The organism is Microbacterium sp. (assembly GCF_035554235.1).
GTDB lineage: Bacteria > Actinomycetota > Actinomycetes > Actinomycetales > Microbacteriaceae > Microbacterium.
The window spans coordinates 1-14,824 of the sequence record NZ_DATMIO010000154.1; the positions used below are offsets into that span (position 1 = coordinate 1).

The 14,824-nt window shown below is 69.3% G+C and carries 11 protein-coding genes; 5 read left to right on the plus strand and 6 right to left on the minus strand.

Annotated elements, in window-relative coordinates; translation table 11 throughout:
• From VNT50_RS08000 to VNT50_RS08025, 6 genes are all read right to left on the minus strand, one after another.
• The coding region (locus VNT50_RS08000) for a translation initiation factor IF-2 N-terminal domain-containing protein (RefSeq protein ID WP_325484584.1) at positions 1–253 on the minus strand (253 nt) is incomplete at its 3' end.
• A gap of 58 nt (positions 254–311) precedes the next feature.
• Positions 312–596, minus strand: coding sequence for a YlxR family protein (locus VNT50_RS08005; protein WP_325484585.1), 285 nt, complete (start codon positions 594–596; stop codon positions 312–314).
• Between the two features lie 129 nt (positions 597–725).
• Positions 726–1,712 carry a transcription termination factor NusA gene (gene nusA / locus VNT50_RS08010; RefSeq protein ID WP_325484586.1) on the minus strand — a complete coding sequence of 329 codons (987 nt, stop codon included), beginning with the start codon at positions 1,710–1,712 and terminating at the stop codon, positions 726–728.
• A gap of 98 nt (positions 1,713–1,810) precedes the next feature.
• Positions 1,811–3,640 (minus strand): lipase family protein, encoded by a 1,830-nt coding sequence (locus tag VNT50_RS08015; RefSeq protein WP_325484587.1) that lies wholly within the window; start codon positions 3,638–3,640, stop codon positions 1,811–1,813.
• A 104-nt stretch (positions 3,641–3,744) separates the two neighbouring features.
• The gene (locus tag VNT50_RS08020) at positions 3,745–5,808 is read right to left on the minus strand and encodes a PhoX family protein (protein ID WP_325484588.1); all 2,064 of its coding nucleotides are present in this window, start codon (positions 5,806–5,808) and stop codon (positions 3,745–3,747) included.
• Between the two features lie 113 nt (positions 5,809–5,921).
• The gene (locus VNT50_RS08025; protein WP_325484589.1) at positions 5,922–7,718 is read right to left on the minus strand and encodes a proline--tRNA ligase; all 1,797 of its coding nucleotides are present in this window, start codon (positions 7,716–7,718) and stop codon (positions 5,922–5,924) included.
• 595 nt (positions 7,719–8,313) lie between these two features.
• On the opposite strand from VNT50_RS08025, the gene VNT50_RS08030 reads away from it, so the two are divergent.
• Genes VNT50_RS08030 through VNT50_RS08050 form a run of 5 tightly spaced genes read left to right on the plus strand, consistent with a single transcriptional unit; the run spans position 8,314 to position 14,822 of the window.
• Positions 8,314–9,156, plus strand: coding sequence for a glycosyltransferase family 2 protein (locus tag VNT50_RS08030; protein WP_325484590.1), 843 nt, complete (start codon positions 8,314–8,316; stop codon positions 9,154–9,156).
• Positions 9,157–9,158: 2 nt separating this feature from the next.
• The gene (locus VNT50_RS08035; RefSeq protein ID WP_325484591.1) at positions 9,159–10,103 is read left to right on the plus strand and encodes a glycosyltransferase family 2 protein; all 945 of its coding nucleotides are present in this window, start codon (positions 9,159–9,161) and stop codon (positions 10,101–10,103) included.
• Positions 10,100–11,434 carry a lipopolysaccharide biosynthesis protein gene (locus VNT50_RS08040; RefSeq protein ID WP_325484592.1) on the plus strand — a complete coding sequence of 445 codons (1,335 nt, stop codon included), beginning with the start codon at positions 10,100–10,102 and terminating at the stop codon, positions 11,432–11,434. The genes VNT50_RS08035 and VNT50_RS08040 overlap by 4 nt, the downstream gene beginning before the upstream one ends.
• The gene (locus VNT50_RS08045) at positions 11,431–13,041 is read left to right on the plus strand and encodes a glycosyltransferase family 2 protein (RefSeq protein ID WP_325484593.1); all 1,611 of its coding nucleotides are present in this window, start codon (positions 11,431–11,433) and stop codon (positions 13,039–13,041) included. The genes VNT50_RS08040 and VNT50_RS08045 overlap by 4 nt, the downstream gene beginning before the upstream one ends.
• Positions 13,038–14,822 carry a hypothetical protein gene (locus VNT50_RS08050; RefSeq protein ID WP_325484594.1) on the plus strand — a complete coding sequence of 595 codons (1,785 nt, stop codon included), beginning with the start codon at positions 13,038–13,040 and terminating at the stop codon, positions 14,820–14,822. The genes VNT50_RS08045 and VNT50_RS08050 overlap by 4 nt, the downstream gene beginning before the upstream one ends.
• The last annotated feature ends 2 nt before the right edge of the window (positions 14,823–14,824 follow it).

Here is a 14,824-nt window from a genome sequence, read left to right on the forward strand (position 1 = left end):
GACGCGCCGCGCCCGGACGGGCCGCTGCGGGACGCGATGCGCCGCTCGATGCGGGGGCTGCGGCCGGCGCTGCCGCCGGCGAGCCGGCTCCGTCGGCCTCGAGGGCCGCACGGAGCTTGCGAGCCACGGGGGGCTCGATGGTCGATGAGGGGCTCTTGACGAATTCGCCGAGCTCCTTGAGCTTTGCAAGTGCGATCTTGCTGTCTACGCCGAGTTCGGAAGCGATCTCGTGTACGCGTGGTTTGGCAGCCACAATTCTCCTGTCTGGGTTGGTCCACCCAGGCAGGGCAGACCTCAATCGAGGACGGGTCTCATTTCGAGCCGTTCACTTTGTTTCCATAGCCGTTCAGCCTTTTCGTGAAGGTCTGGGTGAAGGTCTGCATGTCGAGCTGGCCCGACACACGCAATGCTCGCACGAAGGCGCGGCGCCGGATGGCGGCATCCACGCACTCGGCGTGTGGATGCACCCACGCGCCCCGCCCGGGCAGGATCTTTCGCTCATCGATGACAAGGAGAGAATCCACCGCGACCACCCTCAGGAGGTCGGACCGGGAAGCACGCGCGCGACAACCGACGCACGTCCGTACGGGGTCCATGGTACACCTCCCGCCTGTGGGCCTGCCGCGCCTCGATGAGGCGGCAGGAGAGATCTCGATACGCTCGCTGGCGCTCGCTACTCGATCTTGAGTCGTAGCGCATCAACGCGGCTTCGCCGCATTGATCCGCTACGACTCAAGGATGCTGTCGGGCTGGATGTCGATCTTCGCGCCGGTGAGCTTGGCCGCCAGGCGGGCGTTCTGGCCCTCCTTGCCGATGGCCAGCGACAACTGGTAGTCGGGCACGAGGGCGCGCACGGCCTTGACCGAGGCATCCAGCACGAACGCGCTCGTCACCTTCGCCGGAGACAGCGCGTTGGCGACGAACCGCGGCAGATCCGGGTCGTAGTCGACGATGTCGATCTTCTCGCCGCTGAGCTCCTCGGTGACCGCGCGCACGCGCCGGCCGAGCTCCCCGATGCACGCACCCTTGGCGTTGATCGAGGGGTCGTTGGCCTTGACGGCGATCTTGGTCCGGTGACCGGCTTCTCGCGCGAGCGAGACGATCTCGACGAGCCCCGATGCGATCTCCGGCACCTCGAGCGCGAAGAGCTTGCGAACGAGGCCGGGGTGTGTGCGGGACACCGTGATCTGCGGACCCTTGGTGCCCTTCCCGACGCTCGTCACGTAGACGCGCAGCCGCGAACCGTGCGTGTAGTCCTCGCTCGGCACCTGCTCCTCGGGAGGCAGGATCGCCTCGATCGAACCGAGGTCGACGTGGATCATGCGGGGGTTCGGACCCTGCTGCACGACACCGGCGACGATGTCGCCCTCCTTGCCGCGGAACTCGCCCAGGACGGCGTCATCGGCGATGTCGCGCAAGCGCTGGCTGATGACCTGCTTGGCCGCGAAGGCGGCGATGCGCCCGAAATCGTCGGGGGTGGTCTCCTCCTCGCCGATGATGGCGCCCTCTTCGTCGGCCAGCGGCAGGAAGACGGCGACGTGGCCGGTCTTGCGGTCGAGCACCGCGCGCGCACCCGCGGGCAGGTCGCCGGTCGCGGTCGTGTGCTTGCCGTACGCCGTGAGGATGGCCTGCTCGATGATGGCGACCAACTCGTCGAACGGGATTTCCTTCTCGCGCTCGATCGTGCGCAGCAGCCCCAGGTCGATGTCCATCGCGGCCTCCTCTATTCAGCTCTGTCGCCCGCGATCACGTCGCAGGCGTATCGACCCACGATACCCGAACCCCGGTCGCTGCTGGGGCATGCGAACGCTCAGGAACGACGGCAGAAGTCGGTGCCCTCGTCGTTTCGGGCGAACCGGTCCTCCGTCCACCGGATCAGCGTCGAGAGGAAGCGGGATTCCGGCATCAGGATGCCGCGGTGGTCGGTGGCGTCGTAGGGTATCCATCGCACCGCCGTCTCGCCCTCGCAGAGCGTCGCCACGTATTCGCGGGTGACGTGCGGAGGGATGACCTCGTCCTCCCGCCCCCAGGCGATCAGGAGCGGCGCCTCCCATGGTCCCTGGGGGACGTTCTGGGCGAGCCGTCGCCCGAGGGCGCCGCTCGTCAGGTCGGCGGGGTAGAGCGGCCTGTCGGCGGAGACGCCGAGCGAGGTGATCGCGGAGAGCAGCAGGCCGGGCTCCGACAGGCAGCGCTGAGTCATCTCCCGCACGATCGCCCGTCCCGAGGTGGCGACGTAGTCCTCGAGGTTCACGTCGGGATACAGATCGGCGTATGGCACGAGCACCCAGGAGATCAGGATCGACAGTTCCGTCGAGGCATCCGCCCGGGTGAGCTCGCCGGCGACCGCGAGCGGATCGGCGACCGGAGCGAGTGCCGCGGTCCCGCGGATCCTGAGGTCGGGCGCGTAGTCCGCCGCCACCGGCTCGGTCCACAGCGCGGCGTGCCCGCCCTGCGAGTGTCCCCAGGCGACGATGTCATCCGAGAGCGCCAGATCGTCGATCTCGCGGGCGGCACGTACGGCGTCGATGCTGGAGCGGGCCTCGCCGGGACCGATCAGGTAGGGGAAGTCCCCCGCCGTCCCCTGGCCGCTGTAGTCGGTGCCGACGACGACCCACCCGCGTGCGAGGGCCTCCTCGACGGCAGGAATCGCCCACTTGGTCGCCGAGCCGTCCATGAGGCTCGGCGCGCAGCCGCGCGCCACCCCGGTGGTGCCGTGATTCCAGGAGATGACGGGCCGCGGCCCCGGCGGGGGGTCGGTGGGAACGATGACGAGCGCGCTCGCGACGGCGTCGCGGCCGAAGGTGTCTGTGGTGGTGTAGAGGATGCGCCGCACATCGCCGCCCGAGGGCGAACGGCCGGCGTAGTCGCCCACGCGGATGAGCGCTCCCGGTTGCAGCGGCACGGTGCGCGGCGGTTCGTAGAAGGCGTCGACGACGGGCGCGCCATCCGCGAGCCAGCCGTTGAGCGCCCACGCCGATGAGGCGATCGCGACGAGCAGCACGGCCGCGGCATAGCGGGCGATGTCGCCCCAGATGCGCCGCCGCGGCAACGGTTCCATGTCGCTCACCGCGGCGGGCGGCCGACCCCACACGCGACCGGCCGAGCGCCACGCGAGGGCGACCCCGGAGATGATCGTGCGCACCCCGAAGAGCACCGCGACGATGAGCAGCGTCACGTCGGGCCACAGCAGTGCGAGCGCGCCGAAGGCGATCTGGCTCACCCCGGCGGCGACAGCCAGCACGCGTTCGCTGGCCCGGCCCCGGGCCACCCCCGTCAGCGACCCGATCCCGCTGAACACGAGAAGGACGGCGAGCGCATCGGGCAGCAGTTCGAGGCTTCGGCCCAGCCAGATCAGGATGACGAGGCCGCCGACGATCCACACGGCACTGGCGACCCGGTTCCACCAGAGCGGAGTCCGCCGCCCGTCCCCGAGATCGACGATGCCCGTGAGGATGGCGCTCAGCCCGACATACACGCCCAGTACCCACAGCGACGTGAGGGGCCGCGTCACGATGAACACGCCGAGGAGGGCGAGTGCGGCGCCGATGAGGAACGCGACCCGCCCGGGTGCTCGCTCGACGAGTCGCAGCGGACGCTCCCACCGCGACTGCCGTGCGGGTGAACGAGGCGCCGACGTCATCCGAGCCATCCTATGGACGTGGGCTCTCGACGTGGACTCGGACGCACGGATGCGCGCGCCCCGTGAGGTTCAGGGATGCCGGGCGAGGCCGACGCGCTGGGCTCTCAGCCGCGCCAGACCTGCACGACCGAGGGACGCGGCGCGGCCACGGCGCCGGGTGCCGTGGAGCCGTAGTCCGGGAAGAGCGACGTGGGCGCCGCCAGCGATCCGTTCTCACCGGGGTGCTGCACGGCCACGAAGACCATTCCCTCCTCGGCGCGCAGCACCGGCCCGCAGGTCTCCGCGTCGCGCGGCACCGAGAGGAACTGCTGCACATGCCCGCGCTCGGCGCCCGCGAGCGGCACCTTGAAAAGGCCGTCGTTCTTGCGGATGGTCGAGGGCGCGCCGTCGGTGGAGATCCAGAGGTTGCCCTCGGAGTCGAACGCCACGTTGTCGGGGCACGAGATCGGCGACACCTGCTCCTTGGGGAACCCAGCGAAGTAGGTGGATGTCGGGCTTGCGGGGTCACCGCAGAGCAGCAGGATGCTCCAGCCGAAGCGCGTTCCCGCCTGACCGTCGGTCTCGGTCAGCTCGATCACGTGACCGTCGCGGTTCACCGAACGCGGGTTGGCCTCATCGACCGGGTACCCGACGCCGCGGTTCGTGTTGTTCGTGCACGCCACGTAGACGACGCCGGTCTGCGGATGCGGCTCGACGTCCTCGCAGCGGTCCATCTTCGTCGCCCCCGCCTTGTCGGCGGCGAGCCGGGTGAAGACGAGCACCTCTTCGATGCTCATCCCCGGCACGACGCTCTTGCCGTTGCGGGTCAGGGCGATCCACTGGCCGGTGCCGTCGAATGCGCCGTCGGAGGGGAGCGCGCCGGTCCCGGTGATCTCCGCCGCCGGCGAGTCGCCCGAGAACCGTGCCACGAACAGGTCGCCCTCCGAGAGCAGGCGCAGGTTCTGCTTTCGCGCGCCCGGGTTGTCCTTCGGGTTGTACTTGTGCTTCGAGACGAACTTGTACAGATAGTCGCCGCGCTCGTCGTCGCCCATGTACGCGACGACCCGGCCGTCCTGGGCGATGTGGACGTTGGCGCCCTCGTGCTTGAACCGGCCCATGGCCGTGTGCTTCGTCGGCACCGAGTTCGGGTCCTGGGGGTCGACCTCGACGATGTAGCCGAACCGGTTGGGCTCGTTGACGAAGCCGGGGTTGTGCGCGTCGAAGCGGGGGTCGTACGTTTCCCAGCCAGTGGAGGTCGAGGTGGAGGACGTGGCGCGGTAGCGCTTCTGGCCGTCGGTATCGGCCGCCCACGCGAAGTACCCGTCGAAGTTCTCTTCGCCCGACAGCACGGTGCCCCACGGGGTCGTGCCGCCGGCGCAGTTTCCGAGCGTGCCGAGAACCGCCCGGCCGGTGGCATCGGCATCCGTCTTCATCAGCGCCGTGCCGGCGGCCGGGCCGGTGATCTCGAAGCTCGTCTCCACGGTGATGCGGCGGTTGCGCCTTCCCCCGACGACGATCCGCCAGGGCCCCCCGACGCGGTCGCGCACGACCTCGACGACGGACATGCCCTGCGCCGCCTTGTAGACGTCGCCACGACGGCGAAGCTCGGCGGGGTCCGTGGACGGCGGGAACATGATGCCGGGGTTGACGTACTCGTGGTTCGTGACGAGCACGCCGCTGAGGCCGCCCCGGTCGGCGATCACATCGAGGTAGTCGTTGTTGTAGCCGAACTGGCGCGCCTGCGCCGACGGCGACTGCGCGGCGAGCGAGAACACCGGCGCGTCGCTGAAGAGGGGGTCGCCCCACCGCACGAGCGCCTGCCACTGATAGCCCGGAGGAACGACGAACGTGTCGAGTGCGGAGTCGACGGGCGCGATCGCCGAGAACGGCAGGCCGGTGGTGGCGCCTCCGCCGAACGAGGCACCGGGACCGGCTGCGACGGCACCCGAGACGGGGGCACTGCGAACGCCCCCGGCCGCGATCGTCACCGCGGCCGCCGCACCGAACCCGAGCAGCGCGCGGCGAGAGAGCGCAGCGGACGCCAGCGAGCGGAAGGTCGGGTTGTCGGACTGGTTGCATTCCGGCCCCGAGCAGGCATCGGCGCACTTCAGTCGGCAGGTTACCGGCGAGCGCTTGCCTCGTGCGTAGTCCACGACGGGCAACGCGGTGCGGTCCTCGATCAGGCTCATTGAAGCATCCTCACTCTCGACTGTTCGTCGATCGTGGTCGCCCGGAACGTCCCGCCGCCGACGCCGAGGTGAACGGGCGGCAACGCGAACACGAATGCCGCGTTCCGGCCGCCTCAGCGGGTGAGCTTGTCGAGCGCGGCCGCGACCGAGACGACCTCGCGGTCGCCCGAGCGGCGGTCCCAGAGCTCGACCTCGCCGTCGGGCGCGCCGCGCCCGACGATCACGATCTGCGGAACCCCGACGAGTTCGGCGTCGCCGAACTTGACGCCGGGAGACACCTTCGGGCGGTCGTCGTAGAGCACGTCGAGCCCCGCCGCATCGAGGCCGGCCGAGAGCTGCTCGGCGACCTCGAACGCCACGGCATCCCTCCCCGTCGCGACCACGTGCACATCGAACGGCGCTACCGATTCGGGCCAGATGAGGCCCTTCTCGTCGTTGTTGAGCTCGGCGATGTTGGCGAGGATGCGGGTCACGCCGATGCCGTACGACCCCATCGTGACCGTCACGAGCTTGCCGTTCTCGTCGAGCACCTTCAGTCCCAGCGCCTCCGCGTACTTGCGGCCGAGCTGGAAGACGTGACCGATCTCCATTCCGCGCGCGAGTTCGACGGGACCGGAGCCGTCCGGTGCGGGATCGCCCGCCCGCACGGTGGCGACCTCGACGAAGCCGTCCGCGAAGAAGTCGCGACCGGCCACCAGCGAGTGCACGTGCTTCTCGTCGGCGTTCGCGCCCGTGATCCACGCGGTGCCGTCGACGACGCGCGGGTCGAGCAGGAACCGGATGCCGGTGGCCGAGTCCTCGCCCAGGATGGCACCGGTCGGCGACCACGGTCCGATGTAGCCCTTGACCAGCAGGGGGTGGCGCTCGAAGTCGGCGTCGGTGGCCTGCTCCACCACCGCGGGCGCGAACGCCACCTCGACGCGCTTGTCATCGATGTCGCGATCGCCGGGAACGCCGACGATCACCAGTTCGCGGGTGCCGTCGAGGTGCGTGAGCGCGAGTACGACGTTCTTGAGGGTGTGCGCCGCCGTCCATTCCCGGGCGTTCTGCGTGGCCGGGCCGGCGATGCCGGGGGCAGGGTCGTCGAGGTGGGCGTTGGCGTGGGCGACGAGCGTCGCGATCGTGGGCGTGCCCGGCGAATCGAAGATGACGGGACCGGGCAGCCCCTCGAGAGGGATCGGATCCGGCGACACGGTCGTGAACGCCTCCACGTTGGCGGCGTAGCCGCCGTCCGAGCGCACGAAGGTGTCTTCGCCGATCGCGGTCGGATGCAGGAACTCCTCGCTCCGCGAGCCGCCCATCGCACCGGCATCCGCCTGCACGATGACGTACTCGAGCCCCAGCCGCGCGAAGATCCGCTCGTACGCGTCGCGCTGCGCCTGGTACGAGGCATCCAGCCCCTCGTCGGTGTAGTCGAACGAGTAGGCGTCCTTCATCGTGAACTCGCGGCCGCGCAGGAGGCCCGCGCGGGGGCGCGCCTCGTCGCGGTACTTGTCCTGGATCTGGTAGATCGCGAGCGGCAGATCCTTGTAGGAGTTGTAGAGGTCCTTCACGAGCAGAGTGAAGACCTCTTCGTGCGTGGGGGCGAGGAGGTAGTCGGCATCCTTCCGGTCCTTGAGGCGGAAGATGCCGTCGCCATACTCCTCCCATCGCCCGGTCAGCTCGTAGGGCTCGCGCGGCAGCAGCGCCGGGAAGTGCACCTCATAGGCACCCGCGCTGGTCATCTCTTCGCGGATGATCGCCTCGATCCTGCCCTTGACCTTCAGGCCCAGCGGCAGCCACGCGAAGACCCCCGGTGCCTGCCGGCGGATGTAGCCGGCGCGGACGAGCAGTCGGTGCGAGGTGACTTCGGCGTCAGCCGGGTCTTCGCGGAGGGTGCGGAGGAAGTAGTGCGAGAGACGTGTGACCACGAGGGTCAAGTCTAGGAGTCAGTGCGTCTTGGAGTATTCCGGAACCGAGACCATCGTGAACGAGGAGCACTCCCGGATGTCGCAGATCGAGCATTCCGTGCCACGACGATAATGCTCGTGCGCTTCGCGCATGTGGCCGCACTCGCACAGGTCGGATGACTGCGGAGCGGGCTTGCGAGAGATTCCCATGATCTCCCCTCCCTGGGCCGTTCGCCGATTCCGGAGTTCGATCGAGTGCGCGGTTCCGGAAGTGCGCGCACGTCCATTCTGCCCGCCCATGGGGCACCGTGTCCACCGAACAGGGGACAAAGTCTGCCGGTCCCCGGCACCTGTCCTCCGAAGAGGGGACAGGAAATCGGGCCAGTTAACGCGATCCTGCCGCGCTGTTCATGCCGCAGTAACACGGGCCCACCACGCTCAGAGCAGAGACATCGGGAAAACGGTCCCCCCACTTCACGGACACCTTCACGAGAGATGATTCGCAAAGTAACGGATGTCTCCGCAAGACCGCATCGTCGCGCTGGCGGGTCCGGTCAGCGCGTGCAGATCAGAAATGCAATCGCTTGTCCTCCTCTCCCAAAGGAAAGGCATTTCCGTGCTTCCCACCGCTCCCCGCCAGCCCACCGTCTCCATCATCGTTCCCGCACGCAACGAGGCGAAGAACCTCGAGATCGTCCTGCCTCTCCTCCCCGACGTCCACGAGATCATCGTGGTCGACGGTCATTCCGTAGACGGCACGCCAGAAGTCGCACGCCGCGTTCGCCCCTCCGTCGACGTGATCACCCAGACCCGCAAGGGGAAGGGCAATGCGCTCGTGTGCGGGTTCGAGCGTGCCACGGGAGACATCATCGTGATGTTCGACGCGGACGGATCGGCCGACGCGGAGGAAATTCCCCGCTTCATCGATGCGCTCATCGGCGGGGCCGACGTGAGCAAGGGCAGCCGGTTCATGGACGGCGGGTCCAGCGAAGACATCACCTTCCACCGGCAGCTCGGCAATCGCCTCCTCAACGGACTGACGAACGTGCTGCTGGGCACCCGATATTCCGACCTGTGCTACGGATACAACGCGTTCTGGCGGCGCATCCTGCCGTCGCTCGACCTGCCCGCTGCCGATATTCCGGGCGCCGACGGGCAGATGCTCTGGGGCGATGGTTTCGAGATCGAGACGCTGCTGAACTGCCGGTTCGCGGAGAACCGCCTCAACGTCGTCGAGGTTCCGAGCGTCGAACTGCTCCGCATCCACGGCGAGAGCAACCTCAACGCCGTCAGCGACGGCCTCCGCGTGCTGCGGACGGTCCTGGACGAGCGCATGAACCGATGGGGTCGTCGGCGCGTTTCGCGTCCCACGTTCGCCCCGGTGCAGGAGCGCGCGGTCATGACGCCCCCGTCACCGGCGCCGGCGCGGGTCGAGGAACCCTTCGGCGCGATCGGCTGACGATGTCGGTCAGCGTTGTCATCTGCGCCTACACGCTGAACCGCTGGGATCAACTCGTCAAGGCGGTCGACTCCGTGCGCGTTCAGGAGCCCGCCCACGAGACGATCCTGGTGATCGACCACAACGACGCGCTCTACGAGCGTTCCCTGGCACGGTGGCCGGAGATCACCGTCGTGCAGAACGCCGGCCCGCAGGGCCTGTCGGCGGGCCGCAACACCGCACTCGAGATCGCCACGGGCGCTGTCGTCGCGTTCCTCGACGACGACGCGGTGGCCGACCCGGGGTGGCTGGAGACCCTGGTCGCGCCCTTCGCCGACGACTCGGTCGTCGCGGTGGGCGGAAGCGCTGTTCCGATCTGGCCTGGGGAGGCACCCGCAGTCCTTCCGGACGAGTTGCTGTGGATCGTGGGATGCAGCTACCGCGGCCTGCCCGTCGAGCCGGGTCCGATCCGCAACGTGATGGGGTGCTCGATGGCATTCCGGCGCGATCCGCTGATAGCTGTCGGCGGCTTCAACCCCGACACCGGGCGAGTCGGCGCGCTTCCCATCGGCTGCGAAGAGACCGAGGTCTGCATCCGGCTGAGCCATGCCGACGCGTCGCGCGTGGTGCTGTACGCCCCTTCCGCTCGTGTGCGACACCACGTGAGCGCCGATCGGGTGCGCATGTCGTACGTCATTCATCGCAGCTGGTGCGAAGGGCTGTCGAAGGCGGCGATCAGCCGGACCGTCGGACAACGCGACGCTCTCGCCGCGGAGTCCACATACGCGACGCGCGTCCTGCCCGCGGGGGTGTGGCGCGAGATCCGCCGCGGCAGGCGCGGACTGCTCGCCGCGGCGGCGATCGTGCTGTCCGTCGGGGCGGCCGCTGCCGGATACGCACGCGGGCGCGTGGCCACCGTCCGGGTCGGACCCCCGCGCGCACCGCTCGCAGAACGGGTGCCGACATGACGCACACCGCACGCCTCGCCCCGCCGGCGGACCTCGGCGCGGCGGCGGGAGTGCGCCGGCGCATCACGCGGGACTCACTGTGGCTGTTCTCCGGCTACGCCGTGACGGCGGGCTCGGGTTTTGTGTTCTGGGTGCTCGCAGCTCTGTGGATCCCGCAGACGGAGCTCGGCATCAGTGCGTCGATCCTCTCGGTCGTGATGGCGGCGGCGGCGCTCGCCTCCAACGGGCCGGGCAGCGCGCTGGTCGTGATGCTCCCGCTCGGGGGCCGCGCGGCGCGAGCCGTGCTGCTGCGCGGATACGTCACCACGGTGTCGATCGCCGCGCTTCTCGGGGCGGGAGCGGGCATCGTCGTGGCGACTCTGCTGCCGACGGGGATGCCGGCACCCGCTGTGATCGCGCTGACGACGGCGTGCACGACCGTGTGGGCGATGTTCAACACGCAGACCCTCGCCCTCGTGGGCGCGGGCGACGCGCGGGCGACGCTGCTCGTGAACGGCTCGGCGAACCTCGTCAAGGTGGCCCTGCTGTGCGCGTTCGCCCTGCCGTTGCTGTGGATGCCGCATGCCCTGGCGGTGGCCACGATCCTGCCGGCCGCCGCCGCGGTGATCGCGAGCGTCGCGTTCCTGATCCCCCGCGCCCTTCGGCGCCAAGACGCGATCGCTTCGCCCGCTCGCGAGTGGGATGCCGCTCTGGGGCGCTCGTTCCGAGTGTTCGCCGTCCAGAACACCGCGGCGGTCGGCCTGGTGCTCTGCGTCGGGCTGTCCCTCTCGTTCGCGGTGACGATCCTCGCCTCCCCCGCCGAGGGCGCGATCTTCGCGATCGCGTTCCAGTTCGGCACGGCGCTCGACCTGCTGGGCGTCGGAGTGGCGACCGCATTGGCCCGAAGCGCGGCGACGCAGTTCGACCGGAGCGCTGAGCTCGCGCCCGGCTACGCGTGGAAGATCTTCGCCGTCGTCCTCGCCATGGGGCTGGCGGCGACCCTCGTGACGCCCCTGATGTTCCTGATGCTCGGACGCGGCTACCCTCCGTTCTACGGGATGGCGGTGGTCGGGGCGCTCGCAGCGGCGAGCGCCATCCGCCCGGGTTACGACCTGTGGTCGGCCCTCTCCCGGGCACGGCAGCGAGTGATGCCCGTGCTGCTCGGCAACGCCCTTTACGTCGTGATCGTGTTGGGCGTGGTCATCGCGCTCGTCCCCCGTTTCGGCGCGCTCGGTGCCGCCTTGTCTGTCGCATGCGGCGCTCTGGCGCTCGCCATCGTCGGAGCGGTCGGACTGCGTCGGGCGCACCGCATCCGTTTCCGTCTCACCGCCGTTGAAGGGATTGCCGCGTGACGACTCTCTCCATCCCCCTCGCGATGCCCCTGCACGGCGCCGTCGACCGCGATGCCGCCACATGGGTGGGTGGGATCGATGCCGCCGAGGCGGTCTCGGCGACCGGAAACGTCGCGCTCGAAGCGGGCGATCAGTTCGACCGTGCCCGACTCCTCGTCCGCGATCGCGGATCGGTCCGCGGGTACGTCACCCTGCCTGTGACGGATGGCGAGATCCACGCCGTCGACCTGATCGAGGCGGTCGAGGCACTGCCCGCGGTGCCGCCCGCTGTCCGGCTGGCGCCGCGCCCGATCTCCGTCGTCGTATGCACCAGAGACCGGGCAGAGCTGCTGCGCGAGTCGCTCGACGCGATCCGAGCGTTGGACTACCCCCGCACTCTGCTCGAAGTGGTCGTCGTCGACAACGCGCCGGCGACGGCCGAGACGCGCGACCTGCTCGCCGACGAGTACCCGGACTTCCGCTACGTGCGCGAAGACGCCCCCGGACTCTCCCACGCGCGCAATGCCGGACTGCGCGCAGCATCCGCGTCCATCGTCGCCTTCACCGACGACGATGTGGTCGTCGACCCGCAATGGGTCTGGGCGCTGGCTGCCGGGTTCGCCCGCGCTGACGACGTCGGCTGCGTAAGCGGGGTCGTCCCGAGCGGGGAGCTGCGCAACGACGTCCAGGCCTACTTCGATGCCCGGGTGAGCTGGTCCAAGCTGACGAGCGCTCGAGTGTTCCGCCTCAGCGAGCCGCCGGCCGATCTGCCGATGTTCCCGTTCTGCGTGGGTGAGTTCGGCACGGGCGCGAACTTCGCGGTTCGACGAGACCACGTGCTGGCGATGGGGGGGTTCGACACCGCACTGGGTGCAGGAACGCAGACGAAGGGTGGAGAGGACCTCGACATCTTCATGCGGGTGCTCTACGACGGTCAGGCGATCGTCGTGGACCCTTCCGCAGTCGTGTGGCACCGCCATCGCGACGATCTCGACGCTCTCAAGGCGCAGGCCGTGGGGTACGGCCGCGGCTTCGGTGCTTGGGCGATGACCGTCGTCCTCGACCCGAGAATGCTGGGAGCGGCCGTCGCACGGTCGCCGCGCGCTGTCGCGAGGCTCCTCAACAAGCCGATGACGACGGTCGACGATTCGGGGGCTGCGGCCGCGCTGTCCCACCAGGCGAAGGGCGTCGGGCGGCTCGAGCTGAGGAGCATCCTGCACGGACCGTCCAGCTACTTCGCGGAGCGTCGCGACCAGAGGGCCGCGGGCACGCTCTCCGGCCCGGCCTCGCGCGGGAACCAGCTCGAGCGCCGCTGCTGGTCAGCGGTGGCCGCCGTCGCAGGCGTCTTCGGCCTGCTGGCCGTCTTGCCGATCCCGACGGGGCTCTCCTTGTCGTTCCTTGCGATCTTCATCCTCGTGGGCCCCGGTTCGCTGCTTCGCGCATGGGTGGTGCTCCCACCCGGGTTCGCGCCGATCGTGATCCCGGCGATCGGGATCTCGGTGGTACTCCTCGTCACCACCGGCCTGGTCTTCGCAGAACTGTGGAATCCAGACCTCTCGCTGCTCGCGATGGCCGGACTGACCGGCATCGCCGCCCTCGTGTCACTCCGATCGTGGAGCAGCGCATGACCGTCACCGCATCGAGCCCACGGCTGCGGGAGGAGTCCGCGATCTCCGCGCCCGCCGCTCGCCGTTGGGCCCTGCCCGCGTCCGTGCTCGTGATCGCGATCGTCGCATGGTCGATCGCCATCCCGAGCCTTCGGGATGCCCCCTGGAACCTGTTCGGGCTCATCCCGGCGGCCAGCCCGCTGTTCCCGATCTCGATCGGGCTCGTGACGATCGCGTTCTGCATCGCGATCGCGCGCGGGGCGACACGCACAGCCGGGCTGTCGCTCGTGGCGACGGTGCTCATGATGCGACTGCCGACGGCGATCTCGACGGATGCGCCCCTGTACTCCTGGACGTACAAGCACTTCGGACCGATCGACTACATCCAGCGATTCGGCAGCGTGGACGTGACGGTCGACATCTACCACAACTGGCCGGGGGCCTTCTCGTTCATCGCCTGGGTGAACACGATCACCGGCTCGGAGACGATCGTGATCGCGCAGTGGTTCGCCGTGGGCTCGCAACTCGCCTTCACGGCCGCCGTGTATTTCCTCGCGCGGACGTACGGCTTCGCGGCGCCGATCGCTCTGGTCGCCGCCTTCGGGGCGCACGTCGTGAACTGGGTCGGGCAGGACTATCTCTCGCCGCAGGCCATCGCGTTCGCTCTCGGGATCGTCGTTGTCGCGCTCGTGCTCGCGTCTCCTCGATGCACAGCCGCCTCGTGGGTCGCCGTCGGGATCTTCACGGCGATCGTCGTCACGCATCAGCTCACGCCGTACTGGCTGCTCGCCGCGGTGCTCCTGCTGACGCTGCTCGGCCGCGTCCGGCCGCGCTACCTCGTCGCCGTCTTCGCCGTGATCGCCATCGGCTACCTCCTGATGCATCTCAACATCGTGAGCCAGTTCGGGCGACTGCTGAACTTCGACTTCCTGAGCAACATCCTCACGCCGTCGGCGCGCAACGAGGTGCTGGGGGATCCGAGCGTCGGCCAGGTCTTCAACTCCTGGGTTGCGCGCGCGATCACCGGAGTGGTCTGGGTCTCGGCGGGTCTCGTGATCGCGGTTCGGCTGTTCCGGCGCCGCAGCGCGTGGCGCGAGACGCTCGTGCCCGCCGTGGTGGCCTTCTCCCCCGCCCTCATCCTCGTGGGCCAGGGATACGGCGGCGAGGCGCTGTTCCGGGTCTTCCTCTACTCCATCCCCGGCTGCATGCTGATCGTCGCCCCGGTGGTCACGAGGATGCTCCGCGGTGTCTTCTCGCGTGGACGACGGGCTGCGCAGCTGGGCGCAGCCACGGTGCTCACGCTGGTGTCGCTCGCCTCGATCCAGACGTCGTACGGCGGCTGGTTCGCGAACCTGGTCACCCCCGAATCGGTGCGGCTCACGACCCAGGTGCTCTCCGAGGAGGACCCATCGACGCTGACGATCGGCGTCGCCCCCGGCGCCCCCGGTCGCATCGTCGCCGAGTACGTCGACTTCGTGCGGGCGAACGAACTGTTCGACAGCGGCATCGACATGTGGCTGACGTCCTGGCCCGGGTGGGAGGACGAGGAGTTCGCGGATCCCCGGCGCGTGACGCGACTGACCGACAGTCTCGTGTGGGAGCAGCGTCCCGCTCTCGTGGTGATCACCCAGCAGATGCGCGACTACAGCACCTACTTCGGCACGCTGCCCGCCGGCGCCCTCGACCGCTTCGAGGCCTTCCTCGAGGACGATCCGCGGTGGGAGCTTTCCTACAGGTCCGACGAGACGGTCGTCTACCGCCTGAATCTCACCATCGACCCCGACGCCCCGCGGAAGGACTGATC